Consider the following 18,263-nt stretch of genomic DNA (forward strand, 5'->3'; position numbering starts at 1 on the left):
CATGTCGCTGGGCGACAAGATCGGCAACAAGGCCGAAGACCTGGGCGGGAAGGCCAAGGAGGCCACCGGGAACGTCACCGGTGACGAGCAGCTGAAGGCCGAGGGCCAGGGCGACCAGGCGAAGGCCGGCCTGAAGGACGCGGTCGAGCACGTGAAGGACGCCGCGAAGGACCTCTTCAAGAAGTGAGCCGGGGCCCGGCGCGGGGCCGGATCCCGGCCCCGCGTCAGCTCTTCAGGCCGAGGTCGTCCAGGCCCAGGATGTAGCGGTACGGCAGGCCTTCCTTCTCGATGGCCTCGCGCGCGCCGGTGTCGCGGTCGACGACCGTGACGACGCCGATGACGTCGGCGCCGGCCTCACGCAGGGCCTCGACCGCGGTGAGCACGCTGCCGCCGGTGGTGGAGGTGTCCTCGACGGCCAGCACGCGCTGCCCGCGGACCTCCATGCCCTCGATGCGCCGCTGCATCCCGTGCGCCTTGGTGTCCTTCCGGACGACGAACGCGTCGAGCACGACGTCGTCGTCCGCCGCGGAGTGCAGCATCGCCAGCGCGACCGGGTCGGCGCCGAGGGTGAGCCCGCCGGCCGCCACGTAGTCCCAGTCCGCCGTGAGCTGCCGCAGCAGCTTGCCGATCAACGGCGCGGCCGCGTGGTGCAGCGTCGCCCGCCGGAGATCGATGTAGTAGTCGGCTTCCTTGCCGGACGCCAGGGTCACTTTTCCGTGCACCACGGAAAGATCGGTGACCAGCCTGGCCAGTTCGAGTTTCGCCGCTTGATCCAGAACGGGGTTCGCCACGGCCGTGAGTCTTACACACGACCGGGTTCACTCCCCGATGGATGTGGCGTCGACCGCACGCCCGCGCGTCGCCGCCCAGGCCGGGACCAGGATCGCCACGAGGGCCAGCACCACGGCGATGGCCAGCACCGTCAGGTAGATCGCGATCGGCCCGGACGGCAGCACCGAACCGGTCACCACGAGGCAGAACGGCACGATCGCGCCGGCCGCCGTCGCCGTGCCGAGCAGGATCGCGATGGTCGCGATCAGCCCGCCTTCGACGCCGGCCATCCGCAGCACCTGGCCGCGGGTGAACCCGCTCAGCCGCTGCAGCCCGAACTCGCGGCGCCGCTTGCCGGTCGCCATCACCAGCGTGTTGACCACGGAGATCACGGTGTAGGCGATGATCATGCCGACGAGCAGGTAGTTGACCCAGGCGCCGACTTCGTTGCCCTTCGCGTGCGCCGCGATCAGCACGCCGCGGTCGCCGACCTGGACCGGCAAACCCGCTGTCGCCTCGCGAAGGTGCGAAGTGAGCGCCGCCGCGTCGACGCCGGGAGCGGCGCGGACCAGCAGCTGCGGGGCGAGCCCCAGCGTCGTGTGCGGCGCCAGCAGCCCGGCGGGCAGGACGAGGCTCTCGAACCCGGCGCGTTGCCGCACGACGGCCCCCACCCGCACGTCCACCGGGGTGCCGTCGCCGAGCCGCAGCGACAGCGTGTCGCCGACGTGGCGGCCGAACGTGTCCGGCACCGTGACCGTGGTCCCGGTCAGCTCGCTGACCCCGATCGCGGGCCAGCCGTCCTTGTCCTGGTTCGAGTCGAACGGCTTCTCGACGAACACCGTGCTCGTCACGTACTCCGACGCCGAGGCGACCCCCGGCACCGCGCGGACCCGGTTCACCACCGACGGGTCGAGCCCTATCGGCGAGGCGACCACCGCGTCCGCCTGCAGGTCCTCGGTGTACGCCTGGTTCGAGACGGCTTCCTGGGTCGTCTGCAGGTAGATGTTGGCGGTCGCGATGCCGACCGCGAGCATGATCGGGGTGACCGCGCCGGCCGTCCGGACCGCGACGACGCGGGTGTTGAGCAGCGCGACCCGGCCGGTGACGCCGCTGATCGCCTGCACCGGCCAGCGCAGCAGGGTCGCCATCACCTTCGTGACGCCGGGGCTGATCGCCGCCAGGCCGAACGCCCACAGCATCACCGCCGGGCCGGACGTGCTGGCCGCGACCGGGCCGGTCATCACCGCGACCGTGACGATCGCCAGCGCCGTCCCGCCCGCGAAGCAGAGGATCGCCGTGACCAGCCGGATCGGCGTCAGCCAGCGCCGTTCGACGGCGGCTTCAGCGAGCGCCTCGGTCGGCCGGACCTTCGACGCCCGGCGTCCGGCGACGAAGGCCGCCGCGACGACGGCCAGCAGGGACGCGCCCGCGGCGACCGTCGCCGGCAGCCAGCCCTGCTCGAAGCGCAGCACGTCGGGGACGACGTGGTTGGCCGCGAGCTGGTCGAACAGCCACCGCCCGAGCACCGGGCCGAGCACGATCGCGGCCCCCACCGCGAGCAGCCCGACGACCAGCGCCTCGCCGAGGACCATCCGCCGCAGCTGGCGCGGGGTGGTGCCGATCGCGCGCAGCAGCGCGAGCTCACGCTGACGTTGCTGCGTCGACAGCGAGAGCGTGCCCGCGACGACGAACACCATGACCATCGCCGACAGCCCGCCGGAGACCGCGGCCAGCACGATCAGGTTCTCACCGCTCTTGTCGACCTCCGGGAACTCCAGGAGCCCGCGGTCGGTGCCGGTCATGACCACACCGGCGTCCCCGACGGCGGCCGTCACCGCGGCGACGTCACCGCCGAAGACGCCGATCGTGTCGAACTCGCCCGGGTGCCCCGCCAGGCGTCCGGCGTCCTCGGTGCTGAAGAAGACCGCCGAGTCCCTCATCGTTTGCGGCGCGGTGGCGATGCCGGAGACGCGGTACTGGCCGACCTCGCCGTGCGCGGCGACGGGCAGCGTGGCGCCGACCGGGATCCCCAGTCCGGCGTCGACGACGACCTCGCCGGACCGCGGCGCCTGACCCTGCAACGAGTACGGCGTCAGCACGGCGGAGTCCCAGGCATGCCCGAAGGCGCTCGCGGAACCGATCTGCGCCGCGAAGCTGACCTCGCCGACGACGTTGGTGACGCCGGGGACCGCGCGGAGGCGGCCGGCCAGCGCGGCGTCCACCCCGACGCGCTCGGCCAGGGTGCCGTTCTCGAACTTGTGCTTGTCGTCGGGGTCGAGGGTCGCCGGGTCGTCCTTCGGCAGCTTCAGGGTCTGCTGCCCGCCGACCACGATCGGCGCCGCGGCCAGCCGCTGCACCGGCGTCTCGGACCGGATGCCCGACTCCATCAGGCCACCGCACGCCGAAACGATCAGCGCGCCGAAGAACACGGCGACGAACGTCGCCAGGAAGGCGCCCTTGCGCTGGCGCAGGGTGCGCAGTGCGAGCTTGAACATCAGACCCGCACCGCCGCTCGGTCCCACGCACCCAGGTGGGTCATCCGCTCGGCGACGGCGGCCGCGGTCGGCCGGGCCAGCCGCCCGGCGATCCGGCCGTCGGCCAGGAACACGACGTCGTCGGCGTAGGACGCGGCGACCGGGTCGTGCGTCACCATGATCACCGTCTGGCCCGACGCCCGGACGGACTCGCGCAGCAGGCCGAGCACATCGGCGGCGGTGCTGGTGTCGAGCGCGCCGGTCGGCTCGTCGGCGAACAGCACCGCCGGGTCGGTGACCAGGGCGCGCGCGATCGCGACGCGCTGCTGCTGCCCGCCCGACAGCTGCCCGGGCAGGTGCTTGCGGCGCCCGTCGAGCCCGACGTGCGCGAGGATCCGCTTGACGAGCCGCTTGTCCGGGCGCTTCCCGGCCAGCTGCAGCGGCAGGACGACGTTCTGCTCGACCGTGAGCGCCGGGAGCAGGTTGAACGCCTGGAAAACGAAGCCGACGCGGTCGCGCCGCAGCTTGGTCAGGTAGGTCTCGCTCTTGCCTTCGAGGTCCTGGCCGTCGAGCAGGACCCGCCCCGACGTCGGCCGGTCGAGACCGGCCGCGCAGTGCAGGAACGTGCTCTTGCCCGAGCCGGACGGGCCCATCACGGCCGTGAAACCGCCGCGCGGGAAGGAGATCGAGACCCCGTCCAGCGCGACCACGCCTTCGCCGTACTCCTTGCGCACGGCCTCGAGCCGGACCGCGTCGGCTGCCTCGTGCCACCCAGTTGTCATGGGAAGAACGCTAGGCAGGTACCGCCCGAACCTCCCTGGTGCTGACGCGCGTTTAGAAGGTAGGGACAGCCCTACTCAGGTGCGGCCCTTGCCGCCGAAGCCGCCGCTGATCTTGCGCAGCACGGCGCGCGGCAGCAGCCCGCCGATCGCGACGACGGCCTTGTACTGCAGGCTCGGCACCGAGATCACCTTGCCGCGGCGCAGGTCCGCGAGAGCTTCGTTGACCACCTGTTCGACACCCAGCCAGGCGATTTTCGGGCCCGGCTTGTCGATGCCGGCCCGCTCGTGGAACTCCGTCGCGGTGAAACCCGGGCACAGGGCCATCATCCGGACGCCCTTCGGCAGCGACGCGGCGATGCCCTCGGTGAACGACGTGACCCAGTTCTTGCTCGCGGTGTAGGTCGAACCGCGGCCGCTGAAGAAGCCCGCGACGCTGCTGACCTGGATGACGTCACCCCGGCCGCGCTCGACCATGCCCGGCAGCACCGCCCGCGTCAGCCGCAGGACGGCGGTGACGTTGACGTCGAGCTGGCGCTGCAGCGCGTCCGGCGAGACGGTCCAGAAGTCGCCGCCCAGCCCGAACCCGGCGTTGTTCACGAGCAGATCGATCGGTCCGGCGGCGAGCCGATCCTCGACGGCCGCACGTCCGTCCACTTCGGACAGATCGGCGGGCAGCACCTCGACGGCGACGCCGTGCCGTTCCCGCAGTTCGGCGGCGTAGGTCTCCAGTCGCGCGGCGTCTCTGGCGACGAGCACCAGGTCGTACTTCTCGGCGGCGAGCGTGCGCGCGAACTGCGCGCCGATGCCCGCGGTGGCCCCGGTGATCACGGCTGTGGTGGTCATGTGGGTGAACCATACCCGCTGGTCAGGGCCCGAAGGTGCAGCCGTTCGGCGCCCGGGTTATCGTCCGCTCATGGGTAAGCACAGCAGGCGCAGGAGCGGCTATCTGCCCAGGGTCGCCGCCGGCGCGGCGCCCGTCGCCCTCTTCTTCGCCGCCCCCGTTTCGGCGTTCGCCGCCCAGTCCGACCTGACGCTGCCGCTCGACGGGATCTCCCTCCCGGTCGACCACCGGCACGCCGGCTCCCTCGACGCCGAGCCGATCTACGCCGGCCGCCGGGACGTCGTCACCAAGGAGGTCGGTGAGGCCCGGGTCGCCTCCGACCTCGCGGAAGCCGCGGGCGTCGGCCCGGACGGCGTGTCCGCGGCCCGGCTGGGCCGGCACGACGTGCGAGTCGGCCAGATCGCCGTGACCACGGGCAACGAGCAGCGCCTGGCCGGCACGAGCACCCCCACCCGGCTCGGGACGGGCGAGAGCACGCACCACGGCGTCCTGCTGGGCAACGGCGTCGACGTGCTGAGCGAGAACGCCGAGCAGGTCGACTCGGGGCTCTTCACCGGGGACCTCACGGGCGGGATCGCCGCGCGCCGCTCGTCCGGCCAGGCCGTCGACCTCGGCCGGCTGGGCGCGGTCGGCACGTCGTCCGAGCAGCACGTCACGGGACGGCTCACCGGCGTTCTCGACGTGGGGCAGAAGCACGAGCTGGGTGGTCAGCTGGGCCCGGCGTCAGGCCTGGTGAAGGCGTCGCAGACCCTCTCGTCGGGCTCGATCAGCGGCGACTTCGGGGTCGACCGCGTCGTCCACGTCCAGGGCGGCGCGACGTCGGTGCGCGGCACCCTGGACCCGTCGACGCAGGTGAGCGTGCTGGACCAGCGGGTGCTCTAGTTCTGCGGCGGCTGGTCCGCGGGCGGCTGCGGCATCGGCGTCCCGGCGGCCGGGGTGGGCGGGTTGCCCCCGGTGGACGGGATCGGCGCGCTCGCCTGGTGACGGCCGGCCTCGTAGTCCTCGTCGAACGGGTCGACGATGTCCGCGATCTCGCCGAGGTCGCGCAGCAGCCGCTCGAGCCGGGACGGGCCGGCGGTCGGAACGACGCTGGCCAGCACCCACTCGTTTTCGAGCCACGCCACGCCGACGTCGCCGCCGAGCTGGTCAGCGGCGTCGACGAGCTCCTGGGTGATCACGGCCCGGGCGCCGTCGGCGTCGTCCGCGAAGGCGTAGCGGGAGCCGATCGGGCCGAGCATCTCGGGCATGTCGGCGCGCTGGAACGGCACGCTGGACAGCCACATCTCGATCGGGATCCGGTGCTTCTTGTTGCAGCGCACGGCGACGACGACGGCCGGGATCTGCCCCTCGGTCTCGATGTCGAAGATGAACACGGGCCGTCGGCCGTCGGAGGTGAAGGTCGAGCCCGCGACGACGTTCACGGCGGCGTCCGCGCCGAAGTAGCCGATGGCCCCGTTGGACCACTGCTGCGGCAGCCGCTCGTCCTCTTCGACGAACTGCCAGCCGCGCAACTGAGCCCAGCGCATGCGCTCGCGGTTGCGCGAACCCTCCTTCGCCCGGTCGGCAGCGAGCAGCCCGAGGCCCGCCACCAGGGCGACGGCCGCGATGACGAACCAGATCCACGCCGGAATACCCACGACGGTGAGGGTATCGCCTGCTACGCCGAAGAGATGATCGCCGGTACCCGTGTCGCCGCGCCCGTTCGGAGCATTTCCCGGCTGTTACGTCGACAAATCGCTTAATCGCACGATTCGGCCAGGGCTGCAAGACAGCCGAAGAACGTGGCGCGATCGGCCTTTCCGAGCGGTTCGACCAGGTGAGCCCGCACGGCGGCGTCGACCGGACGGCACCTTTCCGTCCTCGGCGACGCGGATGAGCACACCGAAGTCCGGATCGGACAGTCCGGTCGCGGCAGCGACGTCTCCGACGACCCGCGCGCTCGCGGCCGGACGCGCACCATCCAGCCGGCCACTGTGGACGAAAAAGGCCAACCGGCGCCGTCTGCGAGGACGAACGCCGGTTGGCCTGGTGAAACCTCAGACGCGGGTGACCGTCAGAGCGTCGCCCGCCTCGAGGGCCGGAATGTCGACCCGGACCGTGTCGCCGTCACGGACCTCGCCCGACAGCAGCTCCTTCGCCAGCTTGTCGCCGATCGCCGACTGGACCAGCCGCCGGAGCGGGCGGGCGCCGTAGATCGGGTCGAAGCCGTTGAGCGCGAGCCACTCGCGGGCGCCGTCGGTGACCTCCAGGTGCAGCCGGCGCTGGGCCAGCCGCGCGGCCAGCCGGGCCACCTGGATGTCCACAATGGACGTCAGCTGCTCGGTGCCGAGCGAGTGGAACACGACGATGTCGTCGAGCCGGTTGAGGAACTCCGGCTTGAACTGCCGCTGCACCACGTCCAGCACCGCGTCCCGCCGCTGGCGTTCGTCCAGCGAAGGGTCGGCGATGGCCTGCGAACCGAGGTTCGAGGTCAGGATCAGGATGGTGTTCCGGAAGTCCACCGTCCGGCCCTGTCCGTCGGTCAGCCGCCCGTCGTCGAGGACCTGCAGCAGCACGTCGAAGACGTCCGGGTGGGCCTTCTCGACCTCGTCGAGCAGCACCACCGAGTACGGCCGGCGCCGGACGGCCTCGGTCAGCTGCCCGCCCTGGTCGTACCCGACGTAGCCCGGCGGGGCGCCGACCAGGCGCGCCACCGAGTGCTTCTCGGCGTACTCGCTCATGTCGATCCGCTGGATCGCCCGCTCGTCGTCGAACAGGAACTCCGCCAGCGCCTTGGCCAGCTCGGTCTTGCCGACGCCGGTCGGGCCGAGGAACAGGAACGAACCGGTCGGCCGGTCCGGGTCGGCGACGCCGGCCCGGGCGCGGCGCACCGCGTCCGCCACGACCTGCACGGCCTCGGCCTGCCCGATGACGCGACGGCCCAGCTCCTCTTCCATCCGGAGCAGCTTGCCGGTCTCGCCTTCGAGAAGCCGTCCCGCCGGGATGCCGGTCCACGCCGCCACGACGTCGGCGACGTCGTCCGCGCCGACCTCTTCCTTGAGCATCACGTTCTGCTGGCTGACCTCGTTCGCCGCGGTGGCCGCTTCGAACTCCTTCTCCAGCGCCGGGATCCGGCCGTAGCGCAGCTCGGCGGCCTTGCCCAGGTCACCGTCGCGCTCGGCCCGTTCGGACTCGCCGCGCAGCTGTTCCAGCTGCTCCTTGAGCTCGCGGACCTTCTCGATGGAACCCTTCTCGTTCTGCCAGCGCGCGGTCAGCGCGGTCAGCGTCTCGCGCTTCTCGGCCAGCTCGGCGCGCAACGCGGACAGGCGGTCCTTCGAAGCCGCGTCGCTCTCCTTGGCGAGCGCCATCTCCTCGATCTCCAGGCGGCGCACGGCGCGCTCGACCTCGTCGATCTCCACCGGCCGCGAGTCGATCTCCATGCGCAGCTTGGACGCGGCCTCGTCGACCAGGTCGATGGCCTTGTCCGGCAGGAAGCGCGCGGTGATGTAGCGGTCGGACAGCGTCGCGGCGGCGACCAGGGCGGCGTCCGTGATCCGGACACCGTGGTGCACCTCGTAACGCTCCTTCAGCCCGCGAAGGATCGCGATGGTGTCCTCGGGCGACGGCTCGCCGACCAGCACCTGCTGGAAGCGCCGCTCCAGGGCGGCGTCCTTCTCGATGTGCTGGCGGTACTCGTCGAGCGTGGTCGCGCCGACCATCCGCAGCTCACCGCGGGCGAGCATCGGCTTGATCATGTTGCCGGCGTCCATCGCGCCCTCGCCGGTCGCACCGGCGCCGACGATGGTGTGCAGCTCGTCGATGAAGGTGACGACCTCACCCGCGGAGTCGGTGATCTCCTTGAGCACGGCCTTCAGCCGCTCTTCGAACTCGCCGCGGAACTTGGCCCCGGCCACCATCGACCCGAGGTCGAGGGCGACGACGCGCTTGCCGCGCAGCGACTCCGGCACGTCACCGGCGATGATCCGCTGGGCCAGGCCCTCGACGATCGCCGTCTTGCCGACGCCGGGCTCGCCGATCAGGACCGGGTTGTTCTTGGTGCGCCGCGACAGCACCTGCACGACGCGGCGGATCTCGGTGTCCCGGCCGACGACCGGGTCGAGCTCGCCGGCGCGGGCCCGCGCGGTGAGGTCGACGCCGTACTTCTCCAGCGCCTTGAACGTGCTCTCCGGGTCCTCGCTGGTGATCCGGGCCGAGCCGCGGACCTTGACGAACGCGTCGCGCAGCGCGTCCGGCGTGGCGCCGTGGCGCTTGAGCAGGTCGGCCACCTGGCCGCCTTCGGTGGCCAGCCCGACCAGCAGGTGCTCGGTCGAGACGTACTCGTCGCCCAGCTCGGTCGCCAGCTTCTGGGCGTGCGTCAGCGACTTGACGGCGAAGGTGTCGAACTGCGGGCTCGACACGGTCGCGCCGGTCGCCGACGGCAGGGCCGCGATGATCGGCTCGAGCTCCTTGTGCACCACCCCGGGGTCGGCCCCGACCGCGGTCAGCAGCGGCGCGGTCAGCCCTTCACCCTGCGCCAGCAGGGCGCCCAGCAGGTGGGCGGCCGAAACGTGCGGGTTGCCGGCCATGGTGGCCGCCTGTGCCGCGGACGAGATCGCCTGCTGGGTCTTCGTGGTCGGGTTGAAAGCGTCCATCCCTCACCTCATGCTCGGTTACTGAAAAGTCCAGGTGACAGGCCTGACCGTGACCCGCCAATCTCTACAACGCACAAAGACTTGAGTCTGTTCCGCTCAACTTTGACCGGGGGCGACCGCCTCCGCCGGCAGCCGGGGCGCGAGCGTCCCGAGCCCGGCGACGGCGAGCCCGGCGCACACCCCGACCAGCACCCAGGGTAACCAGTCGGCGACCGAGAACAACGCCACCACAGCGGGCGCCAGGACCTGCGCCGTGGTGAACGCGTACTGGTACGCAGCGAGATAACGCCCACGGGCGTCCGGAGGTGCCGCGGCCTCGGCCAGCGCCCCCGACCGCGGCCCGAAGACCAGGTCACCGGCGGCGAAGACCAGCGTCGAAGCCAGCAGGTACACCACCCGCCAGTCCTCGGGGACGAGCAGCACCCCCAGGCTGACCACGCACCACGCGGCGAACAACGCCGAGCCGGCCCGCATCGCGCCGATCCGGGTCAGCTTCGCCGTGAGCCGCAGCGCGAGCGTGCCGCCGACGCTCGTCAGCACGGTGAGCAGGGCGAGGATCGCGCCGGGCAGCCAGGCCGGCCCGTGCAGCCGGTCGAGGACGAACACCGGGGTGCCGATCAGGAAGAAGTCGAGCGAAAGCCCGAACAGGCCGCTGAAGACGATCAACGCGAGGTAGGGCCGGTTGCGCAGCACCCGCGCGGGCCGTTCGCAGTCCTTCTGGTGCGGCCGGACGAGCCGCACGAAGAAGCCGAGGATGCCCGCGGCGACGGCGAACGTGCAGACGTCCAGGACCAGCGCGACCCGGTAGCCCTCCATGCCCCGCCAGGTCAGCAGCACCCCCGCCACGAGACCGCCCAGGCCGAAGCAGCCGGCCCGCACCATCCCCACCTCGGCGAACGGCCGATCCTTCGGGACGTCACCCGCGACGTCGGCGATGAGCACGAACAGGGAGCTGTAGAACAGCTGCTGCCCGGCGGCGAGCAGGACCGCGGCGAGCACCACGGTCGCGGCGCCGTCGGCGAAGAGGTACGCGGTCGCGCCGGTGGCCTGCAGCAGCTGGGCGCCGATGACCACCGCGCGGGGCCCGACACGGTCGACGAGCCGGCCGGCCAGCGGCGGCACCACGAGACCGCCGACCGTGCCGAGGGTGACGGCGGTGCCCGCCACCGCGAGCGGCACGTCGACCACCTGGGTCACGTAGACCAAGGCGAGCGGGAGGAACAGACCTGAGCCGAAGTTGTCGATCCCCAACGCGCACAGCAGTGCGACCCGGCTACGCGTCACAAAACGACGTTAGCGCCGCTCAGCACCGGGAAGTCAGGACCGAACGGAGACAATCGGTCACGCCGAATGCAACTGGCGGTGGCGACCGGTCACCCGTCCGTCACTTGGTTGTGTCGGCCAGGCACGCGGCGCTGCCGAGGGCGCGCCGGAGGTCGGTGTTCATCTCCGCGAGCCGCGCGGTGAGGTCGGTGACGCGCTCGTCGTCCCAGCCGCCGAGGGCCTTTTCCATGAACTCGAGGTAGTTGGTCCGCCAGTTGGCGAGCTCGGTGCGGCCCTTCTCGGAGACGCTCACCAGCGTCGCCCGGCCGTCCTCGGGCGCGGGACGGCGGTCGATCAGCCCGGCGGCGGAGAGCTGGGTGATCTGCCTGCTGACCACCGACAGGTCCACGAACCGGCGCTTCGCCAGCTCGGACGGCCGCGCCTCGCCGTTCTTCGCCAGGTCGGACAGCAGCATCGCGGCCGCGGGGTGCAGCCCCGGCGCGTCCTGCCAGGCCTGCATGACCCAGGCGTGCTGCAGCTGCGACGCCGTTTTCAGCTCACGCATGAGCTCGACCCGGACGTCGTCCTCGGTGTCGTCGAAGCTCATCGGAACCCTCCCGGTACTGCCTGTTAGTTGTGCAATACAAGTTTATTGCCGGACGCTTGCGCAGGGCAAGTATCGGCCCGGTGAGGTCGCCCACGCCGGCACCGACGCCGATACACCCGGTCGGAGCAACAATGCGGGCAAGAGGCCGTCCGGCGGCTACCCTGCGGACGGCGGCCGGTGCGCCAAGCGCGCCGAGTGACGAGGTGGAGCAGTGGAGATGGATTCAGGAGGCGGCTGTGCGCAGAACGGCCGTCACCGCGCCCGGGCCGGCGGTGCATGATCGGGTGCCTGCGTCCCTCCGTCCCCGACCAGCGAACACCCGCCCATGACAGCCGATTCGGTCAGCCCCCTCCCACGGTCCTCGGTCTCCCGCGAAGCGCCCGCGGCCGTCACCGCGATGGTCCAGCTCATCCGGGACAGCTGGGCCAAGTCCGAGCCGTACATCGCGGACATCTCCCAGTTCTTCTACGGGATGCTCTTCACCCTCGCGCCGACGACGCGCGACTTCTTCCCGATCAACATGGAGATCCAGCGCGGCCGGCTGGTGCGCGCGCTGGTGCACATCGTGCAGATGGTCGACCGGCCCGACGACCTGGCGCCGTTCCTGCGCCAGCTCGGGCGTGACCACCGGAAGTTCGGCGTGGTGCCCCGGCACTACGAGGCCGTCGGCACGGCGCTGCTGGCGTCGCTGAAGAACCACCTCGGCCGGGAGTGGACCCCGCAGGTCGAACGCGCCTGGGCCGAGGCGTTCACCATCGCCGCGCGGGCCATGCAGGACGCCGCCGCGGCCGACCAGAACCCGCCGTCGTGGCACGCCACCGTGGTCGAGCACCGGCGGCTGACCTGGGACCTCGCACTGGTGCGGCTCGTCCCGGACCAGCTGGTGCCCTACCACCCCGGCCAGTACATGAGCGTCGAAGTGCCGCAGCGGCCGCGGCTGTGGCGCTACCTCTCGCCGGCGAACGCGCCGCGTGAGGACGGCGGCATCGAGTTCCACGTCCGCGCCATCGACGGCGGCTGGGTCTCGCGCGCCATCGTCAGCCACACGCAGCCCGGCGACGTCTGGCGGCTCGGGCCGCCACTCGGGCGGCTGACGGTCGACCGGGAGTCGTCACGGGGTGTGCTGATGATCGCCGGCGGCACCGGGATCGCGCCGCTGCGCTCGATCCTCGACCACCTCGCGCTGTGGGGTGAGAACCCCCAGGTGCGCCTCTTCTACGGCGGGGCGGCCCGTGAGGACCTCTACGACCTCGAAGAGCTGCGTGCGCTCGCGTCCATCAACCCGTGGCTGCACGTGACGCCGGTGGTGGAACGCGGCGGCGACGTCCCCGGGTTCGAGCAGGGCACCCTCGCCGAGGCCGTCACGCGCTACGGCTCGTGGCCGCGCTACGACGTCCTCGTCTCCGGCTCGCCGGCGATGATCCGCGCGACCGTGTCGCGGATGCTGGTGGCCGGCAGCGCGCTGGACCAGATCCAGTACGACCCCTTCACGATCGACTAGTTCCCGGTTGTCCGGAATGGTGTTGCACCTGTCCGGTGAATAAGTCGGGCGAACTCCGGTAATTGTTACCGCGTTCTGTGAATCCATCCGGGTGATCCTTTTTACGCAGTGCCAGGCGGGGTTGACCGCGCGTGGCGAAATTGCTCCGTTCGAGCGGGAACGCGCTGAATCACGCGCATCTGCACGGGAATGCGCCTACAGTCGGGAACCCTCGGGGGCGGTACCGCACAGCTGTGCCGCGTGGACGGCGTCAAAAAGCCATGCACGACTGGAGAAAACCGTTCCCGATGACTGCTGAATCCGTGAAGATCCCCACCCTGCCCCCGCCCGCCCCCGTTCCCGTTTCGGCTGTGGAAGGTCGAGAGATGGCCCGCCTGATCCGTGAAAGTTTTGCGGTGGTCGAGCCGAAAGCCGAAGAGCTCGCGCAGTACTTCTACGGCGCGTTGTTCGTGGTCGCGCCCGATTGCCGTGATCTGTTCCCGGTCAGCATGACGACCCAGCGCAGCAGGCTGCTGCGCGCGCTGGTGTACGTCGTGCAGATGGTCGACCGGCCGGACGAGCTCGTCACGTTCCTCGGCCAGCTGGGTCGTGACCACCGCAAGTTCGCCGTGGTCACGCGGCACTACGACGCCGTCGGGATCGCGCTCGTCGCGGCCTTGAAGCGGTTCCTCAAGGACAAGTGGACGCCGGAGGTGGAGTCCGCCTGGACCGCGGCGTACGGGATCATCGCCAAGACCATGCGCGAGGCGGCCCAGGCCGAGACCGGGCCGGCGTCGTGGTCGGCGACGGTGCTCGAACACAAGAAGCTCACCCGGGACGTCGCGCTGGTCAAGGTGCAGACCGAAGGCCTGCTGCCCTACCGCGCCGGCGGCTACGTCAGCGTGGAGGTGCCGCAACGCCCCCGGCTGTGGCGTTATCTCTCGCCGGCGACGGCACCCCGCGGTGACGGCCAGCTGACGTTCCACGTGCGGGCCGTACCGGGCGGCTGGGTCAGCGGCGCCATCGTCAACCACACCAAACCGGGTGACACCTGGCGGCTGGGGCCGTCGATGGGCGCGCTGAACGTGCGGCCGAGCACCACGAAGAAACGGCTGCTGATGATCGCCGGCGGCACCGGGATCACGCCGTTGCTCGCGATCCTCGACGACCTCCAGCGCTGGAAGCGGAACCCGCCTGTGCACCTGTTCTTCGGCGGCCGGAGACCGGAAGATCTGTACGCGCTCGAAGATCTGCGACGGCTGTCCGCGACGTCGAAGTGGCTGACGGTAACGCCGGTTACCGAAGAGGGCGCATTGTCCGGCGGCGACCGCGGGACACTCGCCCACGCCGTGACCCAGCGCGGCACGTGGAAGAACCACGACGTGCTCATTTCCGGATCCCCGCCGATGATCCAGGCGACGATTGCGAAACTGCTGGCCAAGGGCGTCGACCTGGAGCGAATATCGTACGACCCGTTCACGCTCGACTGACCGGGTGCCCGGAATGGCGGAATCCGGCGCGAGCGGAACGACCCGATCCTCGCTATCGTCACCGATATGGAGACGACTATTCCGGTTTCGGGCGGCATCGGCGGTTACCTGGCGGAACCCGAGGGGCCGGGGCCGCACCCGGGCGTGGTGCTCGTGCACGACGTGCTCGGGCTGAGCCAGGACGCCCGCGACATCACCGACCGCTTCGCCGGCGAGGGCTTCCTCGCGCTCAGCCCCGACCTGTACTCGCGCGGCGGCATGCGCAAGTGCGTCCGGCGCGTGTTCTCGGACATGTTCGCGAACAAGGGCCAGGCCTTCGACGACATCGAGGCGTCACGCGCCCTCCTGGCCGCACGACCGGACTGCAGCGGCCGGATCGGCATCGCCGGGTTCTGCATGGGCGGCGGCTTCGCGCTCATCGCGGCGTCGCGCGGCTTCGAGGCGTCCGCGCCCTACTACGGCCAGCTGCCGAAGAACCTGTCCGTGCTGGACGACGCCTGCCCGATCGTCGCGAGCTTCGGCCAGAAGGACTTCTCGCTGCGCGGCGCGGCCGCGAAGCTCGAGACCGCGCTCACCGAGCGCGAGATCCCGCACGACGTCAAGGAGTACCCGGGCGCCGGCCACGGGTTCGCCAACAAGTTCGACCTCGCGCCGCCGCTGAACCTGCTGCTCAAGGTGGCCGGCTTCACCTACCACCACGAAGCGTCCGAGGACGCGTGGCGCCGGGTGACGTCGTTCTTCGGCGAACACCTACGGTGACCTGACCTTCGCACTGAGCCGACCGGAGCAGGAAAACCGCCGAATGGCGGTAGTTCGTTGACCGTTGTGCCCGAATCACCTTATGGTCTAGACCACATCTCTCCCCGGATGTGCTCGTTCGCCCTCCCCTCCGGAACGACGTCGTTCCCCCTTCGAGGAGCCGAAATGACCTTGAAGCGCAAGCTCCTGGCGGCTGCCGCCGGCGCGATCCTCGCGCCGGTGCTGGTGGTCGTCCTCCCCGCCGTCAGCGCCAGTGCCCACGGTTACATCTCCGACCCGCCCAGCAGGCAGGCCAACTGCGCGGCGGGGAAGGTGCCCAACTGCGGGCAGATCGTCTACGAACCCCAGAGCGTCGAGGGCCCGAAGGGCCTGAAGAGCTGCAACGGCGGGCTGTCCCAGTTCGCCGAGCTGGCCGACGAGTCGAAGCCGTGGCCGGCCAAGTCCGTCGGCACCACGGTGACGTTCAACTGGGTGTTCACCGCCCGGCACGCCACGTCGAGCTACGACTACTACGTCGGCAACACCCTCGTCGCGTCGATCAAGGGCAACAACCAGCAGCCGCCGGCGACGCTGTCGCACACGGTGAACCTGTCCGGCTATTCGGGCCGGATCAAGGTGCTGGCCGTCTGGAACATCTCCGACACGGCCAACGCGTTCTACAGCTGCGTCGACCTCCAGATCGGCGGTGGCGGCACGACGACCCCGCCGCCCACCACCACGCCGCCCCCGACCACCACGCCGCCGCCCACCACGACCCCGCCCCCGACCACGACCCCGCCGGCCGGCGGAACGTGGGCGGCCGGCAAGGCGTACAAGGCCGGTGACGTCGTGACCTACGGCGGCGCGAGCTACCGCTGCCTCCAGCCGCACACGGCGATCGCGGGCTGGGAGCCGCCGAACACCCCGGCCCTCTGGCAGCGCCTGTGAGGCTCCTGCTGGTCGCCGTCGCGCTGCTGCTGGCCGGATGCGGCAGCGGCGCGACGGCGTCCGCGCCTTCGTACAACTCGGCCGACGTGATGTTCCTGCAGATGCTGATCCCGCAGAACCAGCAGGGCATCGAGATCGTCCGGCAGGCGGCGGCGCGGCCGCTGCCCGCCGACCTGAAGGTCCTGGCGGCGGCGATCGAGTCGACGCAGCAGACCGAGGTCGACGACATGAAGGGCTGGCTGCGCGGCTGGAACCAGCCCGAGGCGATGGACATGAACCCGCAGGCCCACGCCGGCCACGGCGGCATGAAGCTGGCCGCGACCGACCTGGTGGGCGCGCTGAAGACGGCGCCCGACGCCGAGTTCGGCCGCAGGTTCCTGGACGTCCTGACCGGTCAGCAGCAGGGCGCGGTCGAGCTGGCCCAGACGGAGAACGGCACCAACGGCGGCGTCAACGCCCAGGCCCGCGACCTGGCCCGCCGGGTCATCGAGTCGCGCAGCGCCGAGGTGAAGCAGCTCCTGAACTTCAAGCTCTGACGCGCCCGGAGCTTGAACGCCGTGAAGGCCCCCTCACCGTCTTCGATGAGGGGGCCTTCACGGACTTTTGTGAACTAGCGGCGCTTGGGGCGCCAGACGACCATGGCCGTCTGCTGGTTCAGCGGGACCAGGTCCCGGCGGTAGGAGGCGTGCGCCGCCGCCGCGGCCTGTTCCCCGGCCGCGTACGCCGCGGCCAGTTCCTCGGTGAGCTCGCTCAGGCGGGCCCGCAGCGCGTCGACCTGGTTCTCCAGCTCGATGATGCGCTTGATGCCGGCCAGGTTGACGCCGTCCTCCTGCGACAACCGCTGGACCTCGCGCAGCAGCGCGATGTCCCGCATCGAGTAGCGGCGGCCGCCACCGGAGGTGCGGCCCGGGGACACCAGGCCCTGCCGGTCGTAGGTGCGCAACGTCTGCGCGTGCATCCCGGCCAGCTGGGCCGCCACCGAGATGACGAACACCGGGGTCTCTTCGTCCCCCTCCGGGGGAATCCCGCCGAACATCCCACTCACCTGCCTTCGAGCAGCTCAGTGATCTCGGGCCGGGGATCGTGCCCGGCCATCGACTCGGCGTACGCCTGCAGAGCCTCGCGCGCCTTGTCGTCCAGTTTGGCGGGAATCGCGGCCTGGAGGGTGACGAGCAGATCACCTTGTGAACCGTCGCGCTTCGCGATGCCCTTGCCGCGCACCCGCAGCACCCGCCCGCTCGCGGTGCCCGGCGGCACCTTGAGCGAGACCTTGCCCTCGAGCGTCGGCACGGTGATCGTGGTGCCGAGCGTCAGCTCGGTGAAGTCCACCGGCACGGCGATCGTCAGGTCGAGCCCCTTGCGCCCGAACAGCGCGTGCGGAGCCACGTGCACCCGGACGTAGAGGTCGCCCGCCTGCGCGCCACCCCGGCCCGGCTCGCCCTGACCGGCCAGCCGGATCCGCTGGTCGTCGTCGACACCCGGCGGGATCCGGACGGTCAGCGTGCGGGTCCGCGTGCTGACCCCTTCGCCGCCGCACTCCGGGCACGGGTCGTCGATGATCTGCCCGCGGCCGCGGCAGTCGCGGCACGGCTCCGAGAACGCGAACGCGCCCTGGCTCCGGCTGACCAGGCCAGACCCGCTGCAGGTCGGACAGGTCCGCGGCGACGTGCCCGGCTTCGCGCCGTTGCCGCCGCACGTCGAGCAGGTCGCCGGGCTCGACAGCCGCAGCGGCAGGGTTGCGCCCTTGACCGCTTCGGTGAAGTCGATCCGGACGTCCGTCTCGACGTCGGCGCCGCGCTGCGGCCGGTTGGCCGTCGCGCCCGCCGTCGTCCGGCCGCGGCCGAACAGCCCGCCGAGGATGTCGCCGAGCCCGCCGAAACCCTGCTGCTGGCCCGCACCCGCGCCGGCCTGGCCGAAGATGTCGCCCATGTCGAAGCTGCCGGAACCGCCGCCGCCACCGGGGAAGTTGAACCCGCCCCCGCCGCCGAACAGGCGCCGCGCCTCGTCGTACTCCTTGCGCTTGCTCGCGTCGGAGAGCACACCGTAGGCCTCGGAGACCGCCTTGAACTTCTGCTCCGCCTCGGCGTTGCCGGAGTTCGCGTCGGGGTGGTTCTCCTTGGCCAGCTTGCGGTAGGCCTTCTTGATCTCGTCCGCCGTGGCGTCGGAGGAGACGCCCAGTTCACGGTAGAAGTCCTTACCGATCCATTCCCGAGCACTCATCGGGCGCCTCCTCCTTCC

At 71.2% G+C, this 18,263-nt stretch carries 17 protein-coding genes; 7 read left to right on the forward strand and 10 right to left on the reverse strand.

Annotation, left to right across the window (positions count from 1 at the left end; genetic code table 11):
* The first annotated feature begins 1 nt into the window (after position 1).
* The gene (locus VA596_RS08735) at positions 2 to 187 is read left to right on the forward strand and encodes a CsbD family protein (RefSeq protein WP_323324854.1); all 186 of its coding nucleotides are present in this window, start codon (positions 2 to 4) and stop codon (positions 185 to 187) included.
* Positions 188 to 224: 37 nt separating this feature from the next.
* Here the strand turns inward: VA596_RS08735 and pyrE are convergent, their stop codons facing one another.
* The 4 genes from pyrE to VA596_RS08755 form a co-directional block, all read right to left on the reverse strand.
* A complete protein-coding gene (gene pyrE / locus VA596_RS08740) occupies positions 225 to 791 on the reverse strand; it encodes an orotate phosphoribosyltransferase (protein ID WP_323324856.1) in 567 nt (188 codons plus the stop codon).
* A gap of 27 nt (positions 792 to 818) precedes the next feature.
* Positions 819 to 3,266 (reverse strand): ABC transporter permease, encoded by a 2,448-nt coding sequence (locus VA596_RS08745; RefSeq protein ID WP_323324858.1) that lies wholly within the window; start codon positions 3,264 to 3,266, stop codon positions 819 to 821.
* Positions 3,266 to 4,027, reverse strand: a complete 762-nt coding sequence (locus VA596_RS08750; protein WP_323324860.1) for an ABC transporter ATP-binding protein — start codon at positions 4,025 to 4,027, stop codon at positions 3,266 to 3,268. Before VA596_RS08750 ends, VA596_RS08745 begins: the two co-directional genes overlap by 1 nt.
* 75 nt (positions 4,028 to 4,102) lie before the next feature.
* Positions 4,103 to 4,870 (reverse strand): SDR family NAD(P)-dependent oxidoreductase, encoded by a 768-nt coding sequence (locus VA596_RS08755; protein WP_323324862.1) that lies wholly within the window; start codon positions 4,868 to 4,870, stop codon positions 4,103 to 4,105.
* A 70-nt stretch (positions 4,871 to 4,940) separates the two neighbouring features.
* Between VA596_RS08755 and VA596_RS08760 the strand changes: the two genes are divergently transcribed.
* Positions 4,941 to 5,750: a hypothetical protein gene (locus tag VA596_RS08760; RefSeq protein ID WP_323324864.1), complete on the forward strand. Its 810-nt coding sequence runs from the start codon at positions 4,941 to 4,943 to the stop codon at positions 5,748 to 5,750.
* Here VA596_RS08760 and VA596_RS08765 read toward each other — a convergent pair.
* From VA596_RS08765 to VA596_RS08780, 4 genes are all read right to left on the reverse strand, one after another.
* On the reverse strand, positions 5,747 to 6,505 hold the full coding sequence (locus VA596_RS08765; protein ID WP_323324866.1) for a type III secretion system chaperone family protein: 759 nt from the start codon (positions 6,503 to 6,505) through the stop codon (positions 5,747 to 5,749). The two genes, VA596_RS08760 and VA596_RS08765, sit on opposite strands and share 4 nt — an antisense overlap.
* Before the next feature lie 399 nt (positions 6,506 to 6,904).
* Positions 6,905 to 9,499: an ATP-dependent chaperone ClpB gene (gene clpB / locus VA596_RS08770; protein WP_323324868.1), complete on the reverse strand. Its 2,595-nt coding sequence runs from the start codon at positions 9,497 to 9,499 to the stop codon at positions 6,905 to 6,907.
* A gap of 96 nt (positions 9,500 to 9,595) precedes the next feature.
* Positions 9,596 to 10,783, reverse strand: a complete 1,188-nt coding sequence (locus VA596_RS08775; RefSeq protein WP_323324870.1) for an MFS transporter — start codon at positions 10,781 to 10,783, stop codon at positions 9,596 to 9,598.
* A 100-nt stretch (positions 10,784 to 10,883) separates the two neighbouring features.
* Complete coding sequence (locus tag VA596_RS08780) at positions 10,884 to 11,369, reverse strand: MarR family winged helix-turn-helix transcriptional regulator (RefSeq protein WP_323324872.1); 486 nt, start codon at positions 11,367 to 11,369, stop codon at positions 10,884 to 10,886.
* Between the two features lie 325 nt (positions 11,370 to 11,694).
* Between VA596_RS08780 and VA596_RS08785 the strand changes: the two genes are divergently transcribed.
* The 5 genes from VA596_RS08785 (at position 11,695) to VA596_RS08805 (ending at position 16,561) form a co-directional block, all read left to right on the forward strand.
* Positions 11,695 to 12,870, forward strand: coding sequence for a globin domain-containing protein (locus VA596_RS08785; RefSeq protein WP_323324874.1), 1,176 nt, complete (start codon positions 11,695 to 11,697; stop codon positions 12,868 to 12,870).
* A 365-nt stretch (positions 12,871 to 13,235) separates the two neighbouring features.
* Positions 13,236 to 14,339: a globin domain-containing protein gene (locus VA596_RS08790; protein WP_323324876.1), complete on the forward strand. Its 1,104-nt coding sequence runs from the start codon at positions 13,236 to 13,238 to the stop codon at positions 14,337 to 14,339.
* Positions 14,340 to 14,405: 66 nt separating this feature from the next.
* Positions 14,406 to 15,098, forward strand: coding sequence for a dienelactone hydrolase family protein (locus VA596_RS08795; RefSeq protein WP_323324878.1), 693 nt, complete (start codon positions 14,406 to 14,408; stop codon positions 15,096 to 15,098).
* Between the two features lie 165 nt (positions 15,099 to 15,263).
* Positions 15,264 to 16,025 (forward strand): lytic polysaccharide monooxygenase, encoded by a 762-nt coding sequence (locus tag VA596_RS08800; RefSeq protein ID WP_323324880.1) that lies wholly within the window; start codon positions 15,264 to 15,266, stop codon positions 16,023 to 16,025.
* On the forward strand, positions 16,022 to 16,561 hold the full coding sequence (locus VA596_RS08805) for a DUF305 domain-containing protein (RefSeq protein WP_323324882.1): 540 nt from the start codon (positions 16,022 to 16,024) through the stop codon (positions 16,559 to 16,561). The genes VA596_RS08800 and VA596_RS08805 overlap by 4 nt, the downstream gene beginning before the upstream one ends.
* Positions 16,562 to 16,635: 74 nt before the next feature.
* On the opposite strand, the gene VA596_RS08810 is transcribed toward VA596_RS08805, so the two are convergent.
* Together VA596_RS08810 and dnaJ are read right to left on the reverse strand one after the other, a co-directional pair.
* A complete protein-coding gene (locus VA596_RS08810; RefSeq protein ID WP_323324884.1) occupies positions 16,636 to 17,061 on the reverse strand; it encodes a heat shock protein transcriptional repressor HspR in 426 nt (141 codons plus the stop codon).
* Between the two features lie 5 nt (positions 17,062 to 17,066).
* Positions 17,067 to 18,245 carry a molecular chaperone DnaJ gene (gene dnaJ, locus VA596_RS08815; protein WP_323324886.1) on the reverse strand — a complete coding sequence of 393 codons (1,179 nt, stop codon included), beginning with the start codon at positions 18,243 to 18,245 and terminating at the stop codon, positions 17,067 to 17,069.
* Positions 18,246 to 18,263: the final 18 nt, after the last annotated feature.

This window comes from Amycolatopsis heterodermiae, assembly GCF_034929455.1.
Lineage (GTDB): Bacteria > Actinomycetota > Actinomycetes > Mycobacteriales > Pseudonocardiaceae > Amycolatopsis > Amycolatopsis heterodermiae.

Coding starts and splice junctions, on each gene's coding strand:
- VA596_RS08745 (WP_323324858.1), bottom strand. CDS start 3,266: ATGTTCAAGCTCGCACTGCGCACCCTGCGCCAGCGCAAGGGCGCCTTC.
- VA596_RS08795 (WP_323324878.1), top strand. CDS start 14,406: ATGGAGACGACTATTCCGGTTTCGGGCGGCATCGGCGGTTACCTGGCG.
- clpB (WP_323324868.1), bottom strand. CDS start 9,499: ATGGACGCTTTCAACCCGACCACGAAGACCCAGCAGGCGATCTCGTCC.
- VA596_RS08735 (WP_323324854.1), top strand. CDS start 2: ATGTCGCTGGGCGACAAGATCGGCAACAAGGCCGAAGACCTGGGCGGG.
- VA596_RS08810 (WP_323324884.1), bottom strand. CDS start 17,061: ATGTTCGGCGGGATTCCCCCGGAGGGGGACGAAGAGACCCCGGTGTTC.
- dnaJ (WP_323324886.1), bottom strand. CDS start 18,245: ATGAGTGCTCGGGAATGGATCGGTAAGGACTTCTACCGTGAACTGGGC.
- VA596_RS08750 (WP_323324860.1), bottom strand. CDS start 4,027: ATGACAACTGGGTGGCACGAGGCAGCCGACGCGGTCCGGCTCGAGGCC.
- VA596_RS08800 (WP_323324880.1), top strand. CDS start 15,264: ATGACCTTGAAGCGCAAGCTCCTGGCGGCTGCCGCCGGCGCGATCCTC.
- VA596_RS08780 (WP_323324872.1), bottom strand. CDS start 11,369: ATGAGCTTCGACGACACCGAGGACGACGTCCGGGTCGAGCTCATGCGT.
- VA596_RS08755 (WP_323324862.1), bottom strand. CDS start 4,870: ATGACCACCACAGCCGTGATCACCGGGGCCACCGCGGGCATCGGCGCG.
- VA596_RS08790 (WP_323324876.1), top strand. CDS start 13,236: ATGGCCCGCCTGATCCGTGAAAGTTTTGCGGTGGTCGAGCCGAAAGCC.
- VA596_RS08785 (WP_323324874.1), top strand. CDS start 11,695: ATGACAGCCGATTCGGTCAGCCCCCTCCCACGGTCCTCGGTCTCCCGC.
- VA596_RS08760 (WP_323324864.1), top strand. CDS start 4,941: ATGGGTAAGCACAGCAGGCGCAGGAGCGGCTATCTGCCCAGGGTCGCC.